Origin of the sequence: Streptomyces sp. SBT349, assembly GCF_001083795.1 — a bacterium.
In the GTDB taxonomy this organism is placed as follows: Bacteria; Actinomycetota; Actinomycetes; order Streptomycetales; family Streptomycetaceae; genus Streptomyces.
The window spans coordinates 1-5,199 of sequence record NZ_LAVK01000441.1; the positions used below are offsets into that span (position 1 = coordinate 1).

At 75.1% G+C, this 5,199-nt stretch carries 5 protein-coding genes; 4 read left to right on the forward strand and 1 reads right to left on the reverse strand.

The features are described from left to right. The first annotated feature begins 2 nt into the window (after positions 1-2). From ADY01_RS32310 to ADY01_RS32320, 3 genes are read left to right on the forward strand one after another with little or no spacing between them, the layout of a single operon-like run. Entirely contained in the window at positions 3-1,337 is a 1,335-nt protein-coding gene (locus ADY01_RS32310; protein WP_078900797.1) for a multidrug effflux MFS transporter, read from the forward strand. Further along, a complete protein-coding gene (locus tag ADY01_RS32315; RefSeq protein WP_107081889.1) occupies positions 1,334-2,428 on the forward strand; it encodes a small ribosomal subunit Rsm22 family protein in 1,095 nt (364 codons plus the stop codon). The genes ADY01_RS32310 and ADY01_RS32315 overlap by 4 nt, the downstream gene beginning before the upstream one ends. Positions 2,429-2,487: 59 nt before the next feature. After that, positions 2,488-3,207, forward strand: coding sequence for a bifunctional DNA primase/polymerase (locus ADY01_RS32320; RefSeq protein WP_078900798.1), 720 nt, complete (start codon positions 2,488-2,490; stop codon positions 3,205-3,207). A 352-nt stretch (positions 3,208-3,559) separates the two neighbouring features. Here the strand turns inward: ADY01_RS32320 and ADY01_RS32325 are convergent, their stop codons facing one another. Beyond that, positions 3,560-4,600 carry a hypothetical protein gene (locus tag ADY01_RS32325; RefSeq protein ID WP_049580296.1) on the reverse strand — a complete coding sequence of 347 codons (1,041 nt, stop codon included), beginning with the start codon at positions 4,598-4,600 and terminating at the stop codon, positions 3,560-3,562. 56 nt (positions 4,601-4,656) lie between these two features. On the opposite strand from ADY01_RS32325, the gene ADY01_RS32330 reads away from it, so the two are divergent. Continuing rightward, positions 4,657-5,199, forward strand: a 543-nt coding sequence (locus ADY01_RS32330) for a CDP-alcohol phosphatidyltransferase family protein (protein WP_049580297.1), incomplete at its 3' end; no start/stop codon positions are given.

Consider the following 5,199-nt stretch of genomic DNA (forward strand, 5'->3'; position numbering starts at 1 on the left):
GGATGTGTATAAGAGACGGCCCCCGCCGTCACCCGGCGGGGGAGCACCCGGTGGGGAAGCACCCGGCGCGGGCACCGCGCACCGGTGCCGCCCCCGCGGCCGACCCGCGGCTGACCCGCAGGCAGCGCGCGGGAGTCGTCCTCACCCTCATCCTCGGCGGCCTCTCGGCGGTGCCGCCGCTGTCGATGGACATGTATCTGCCCGCCCTCCCCGAGGTGGGCCACTCCCTCGGCACCGGGGCGGCCACCGTTCAACTGACGCTCACCGCCTGCCTGCTGGGGCTCGGCCTCGGCCAGCTGATCGTCGGCCCGATGAGCGACCAGCTCGGCCGCCGCCGCCCGCTGATCGCCGGCCTGTCCTGCTACGTCGTGGCCTCCGCCGCCTGCGCGCTGGCGCCCACGGTGGAGTCGCTGACCGCCTTCCGCTTCATCCAGGGGCTCGCGGGCGCGGCCGGCGTCGTCATCTCCCGCGCCGTCGTCCGCGACCTGTTCGACGGCGTGGCGATGGCCCGCTTCTTCTCCACCCTCATGCTCATCTCGGGCGCCGCGCCGATCCTCTCGCCGGTCTTCGGCGGGCAGTTGATGCGCTTCACGGACTGGCGCGGCATCTTCGTCGTGCTCACCGTGGCCGGGATCGCGCTGGTCCTCGTCGTCGCCCGCTGGCTGCCCGAGACCCTGCCCCGGGAACGGCGCGACGCGGGCGGCGTGCGGCCCGCGCTCCGCGCCATGGGCGGGCTGTTCAGGGACCGGGTCTTCACCGGCCACCTGCTCGTCGGCAGCCTCACCTTCGCCGCGCTGTTCGCCTATGTCGCCGCGTCGCCGTTCGTCATCCAGGAGATCTACGGCGCCTCGCCGCAGACGTTCAGCATGCTGTTCATGGCGAACTCCATCGGCCTGGTCGCGGTCAGCCAGCTCAACGGCAAGGTCCTCGTCGGCCGCGTGCCGGTCCACCACATCATGGCCCTCGGCCTCGCCGGGGTCACCCTCTCCGCCACCGCGCTGCTCGTCATGACCAGCGGCGTGTTCGGCGAACCGGGCCTGGTCCCCGTCTCCGCGGGCCTGTTCCTCCTCATGGGCTCCATGCCGCTGGTCCTGCCCAACGCCAACTCCGAGGGCCTGGAGCGCACCCCGCACGCCGCGGGCTCCGCCTCCGCGCTGCTCGGCGCCTCCGCGTTCTTCGTGGGCGCCGTCGCCTCCCCGCTGGTCGGCATCGCGGGCGAGGAGACGGCCCTGCCGATGGCCGTGGTGCAGCTGGTCTCCGTGCTCCTCGCCGGAGTCTGCTTCCTCACCCTGTGCCGCCCCTGGCGGGCGGCGGGCCGTCCTATCCTGTCCCGGTGACCAGCGCCTCCCAGCCCCTGCGCGCCGCGCTCGACCGGCTGCTCGACGGCCTGCCGCCACTCCAGGCGGCCGGCAGGGTCGAGCGCCTGATCTCCGGCTACCGCGACCGTGAGCGCGGCCCCTCGGCACCGGTCCTGCGGGACCGGGCCGACGCGCTCGCGTACGCGGCCTACCGGATGCCCGCCACGTTCGAGGCGGTCGGCGCGGCGCTGCGCGAGCTCGCCGCCCGGGTGCCGGACTGGGCGCCCCGCACCCACCTCGACCTGGGCGGCGGCACCGGCGCGGCCGTCTGGGCCGCGGACGCCGTGTGGCCCGACGCCGAACGGCGCACCGTGGTCGTGGACCGGGCCGGGCCCGCGCTCGACCTCGGCCGCGAGCTCGCGGCGCCGGCGGGCGGGCCGCTCGACCGTGTCGAGTGGCGGCGGTCCCCGGTGGACGCTCCCGGCGGCCCGGCCCTGCCGGAGGCCGACCTGGTCACCGTCTCCTACCTCCTCGGCGAGCTGCCGGAGAAGGCCGCCGACGCCGTGGTCGACGCGGCGGCGGGCGTGGCGGCCACCGAGGGAACGGCCGTGGTGCTGGTGGAGCCGGGCACCCCCGACGGCTACCTCAGGGTGCGCGCCGCGCGGGACCGGCTGCTGGCCGCCGGGCTCACGGTCCTGGCCCCCTGCCCGCACGGCGGCACCTGCCCCGTCGAGGTGGGCGCCGACTGGTGCCACTTCGCCGCCCGGGTCAGCCGCTCCGCCCTCCACCGTCGGGTGAAGGGGGGCGTACTGCCGTACGAGGACGAGAAGTTCGCCTATGTGGCGGCCGTCCGCGGCGGGGGCGAGGCGGCGCGCGGGCGCGTGGTCCGCAGGCCCCTGCTGCGCAAGGGCCAGGTGCTGCTCGACCTGTGCACCCGGGACGGCGAGCTGCGCCGCGAGACCGTCTCCAGGCGCCGCGGGGAGGAGTACCGCGCCGCGCGGGAGGCCGACTGGGGCGCGCCCTGGCCGCCCGTTGCCGATTACCCATCGGTCGCTCCCACAGGGCAGGATGTGCCCCAGACGCGTGGAGCGCCTCCCGTCCCTCGCGTCACCGCGGATCAAGCGGAATAAAAGGCTGGACCGATGCGCTCCAGGGGGCACCGGGACGGAAGTGAGGCGGTTGCAGGCTGATGGAACGCGAGAGCAGATTCCCCCGCTGGCTGCGACGCGGCGCCCGGGGCGCCGCCGCCGGAGCAGCCGCCGCCCGCGCCCGCGAGGAGCTGCTGCTCGCCGCCGCCGAGGCGGGCTTCCCGCTGGCCCCGGCCGCCCACCCGCAGGGGTACGGCTGTTCCTGTGAACGGATCGGCTGTCCGACCCCGGCCCGCCACCCGCTCTCCCTGGCCTGGGCGACCCAGGCCACCACGGACCCCGACCAGATCGCGCGCTGGCTGCGGGCCCACCCCGAGGCGAACTTCGTGACCGCCACCGGCCGCGCCCACGACGTGCTCGACCTGCCCGCCGAGGCGGGTTACGCGGCGCTCGAACGCCTGGCCGCGGCCAACGCCGGGTTCGGCCCGGTGGCGGTCACCGACCCGGACCGCGTGCTGTTCTTCACCACCACCCGCGGCACCCCGGACGACGAGGACGAGTGGTGGCCCTGCGAGCTGGACTGCCACCCCGAGACGATGGACGAGCACCCGGGGCTGCGCTGGCACTGCCGGGGCAGCTACGTGCTGCTGCCGCCCTCCCGGGTGCCCGGCGGGACCGAGGCGGGCGTGCGCTGGCTGCGCGGCCCCGAGCACCCGCTCCCCGAGCCACTGACGCTGCTGGCCGCCCTCACCGACGTCTTCGGCGACGAACTGCCGGGACGCTCACCCGCCAGGGAAGCCCAGGCCGGCCGACACCGCTGAGCACGGTGCGCCGAGCGCTCACGCGCGTTCCGGGCCGCGGCGTTTCGGGTGCTCCGGCGCGGATGCGTCCGCGGCTGCGGTGAGTTGAGCGTGCCCGCGCGTTGTGGGCTGTGGCGCTTCGAGTGCTCCGGCGCGTTCCGGCGCGCGTGGGCGAACGGGTCTTCGCCCACGGTGAGTCGAGCGTTCCCGCGCGGATGTGTCCGCGGCTGCGGTGAGTCGAGCGCGCCCGCGCGTTTCGGGTGCTCCGGCGCGCGCGGATGCGTCCCCGGCCGCGGTGATTCCGGCGCGGCCCCGCCCCGGGGCCCGTGTGGGCCGCCGGGGCTCGTGCCGTGGCGGTCGTGTGAGGGGGCGGTCAGTCGCCCGAGGCCGAGACCACGCCGATCGAGCGGAACAGCAGCTCCACGGCGTTGAGCGCGTCCTCCTCGCCCTCGGGGACGACGGCGGAGATCATCGCGACCTGCTCCAGCGTGAGGGAGCGCTCGGCCGGGGTGTCGAGCAGCGGCTCGACGTCCTCGTGGACTTCGAGCGTCTCGCCCTCGGCCATCGTCTGCTTCTGGTTGTGCAGCGAGGCGAACAGCACCAGGGCGCCGCCGTCCGTGGTGCGCATCGCGACCGGCTGGAAGCCCTCCCGGTCCCCGGCCGGGGCCGCGTCCTGGTACTCCATGACGAACGCCGCGTTCCCGTCCAGCTCCTCGCGGCGCGTGACCTCCGCGCTGGTCCACTCGCCGTCGTTGAACGGTCCGTCGCCGTTCTGGAGGTACTCGGCGTACGCGGTGGACACCTCGCCCGGCTCGATGACCAGGCCGGTGTTGGTCTCGCCGGTGACCGGGAGGTCGTCCAGGTACCCGTCGTCGTCCTCGGCCAGCTCGGGGCCGCCGCCCGCGGGCAGCAGCGTGAGGTAGGAGGCGCCCCAGTCCTCGTCGATGCTGGTGCGCGTGAAGACCAGCAGCCAGCGGTTGTCCGGCGTCTGGTTCGACTGCGTGTCCGCGACGAAGAACTTCGGCCAGCCCGCCTGCTGCGGTATGTGGAACTGGGTGTCGCTGACCTCCAGCGGCGTGAAGTTCTCGTTGCCCGCGGGCGACCGGGTGTGCATCGAGGTCAGCTGCGCCGCGCGGATCGTGCCGAGCGCGCCGCTCTCGACCGTCGAGTTGAGCTCCGCGTCCAGCGACTCGCTCGCCTCGTTGCTGGTCTCGACGTAGCGTTCGAGGGCCGCTTGCGCCTCCTTCTCGGAGGCGGCGGGCACCACGGCCTCCTCGCCGTGGACCGTCATGCAGCCCGACAGGGACGCCGCCAGCGCCAGCGCCAGCGATGACCCCGCCGCGGCCGTCGTCAGTCGTGCTCGCACCCGCATCGATGAACCCTCCCCGTCGAACGTCTGGTTCCGCGCCAGCATCGTATCCGTGCCGGATGCGGCGCCGCGCGCGGGATGCGCATGGGATGATGCCACGCATGGCGGGGAGAGGCGGCTACGGGGCGGCGCTGCGGCGGCTGCGGGACGCGCAGAAGACGGCCAAGGGCGTCTCGTTGTACTCCCGCTGGGTCAACCGCCCCCTGGGGCGCGCGCTCGCCGCCGGCGCCTACGTCGTGGGGCTCCGGCCGAACCACGTCACCGCGCTGAGCGGGCTGCTCAGCGGCGCGGCCGTCGCCGGGATCGCGCTGGCCCGCCCGTCGTGGCCGCTGGCCCTCGCCGTGTGGGCCGGTCTGGTACTGGGCTTCGCGCTGGACTCCGCCGACGGCCAACTGGCCAGGCTGCGCGGGGAGTCGAGCCCGGCGGGGGAGTGGCTCGACCATGTCGTGGACTGCGCGAAGATCACCGCGCTGCACGCCGCGGTGCTGATCTCGTTCCACCGCTTCTTCGCGCTGCCGAACGAGGGGTGGCTGCTGGTGCCGCTGCTCTTCCAGCTGGCCGCGGTGCTGATCTTCTTCGGCGGGCTGCTCACCGACAAGCTCACCCCCAGGCCACCCGCGGCGCCCGCCGCCCCCCCGAGAGGG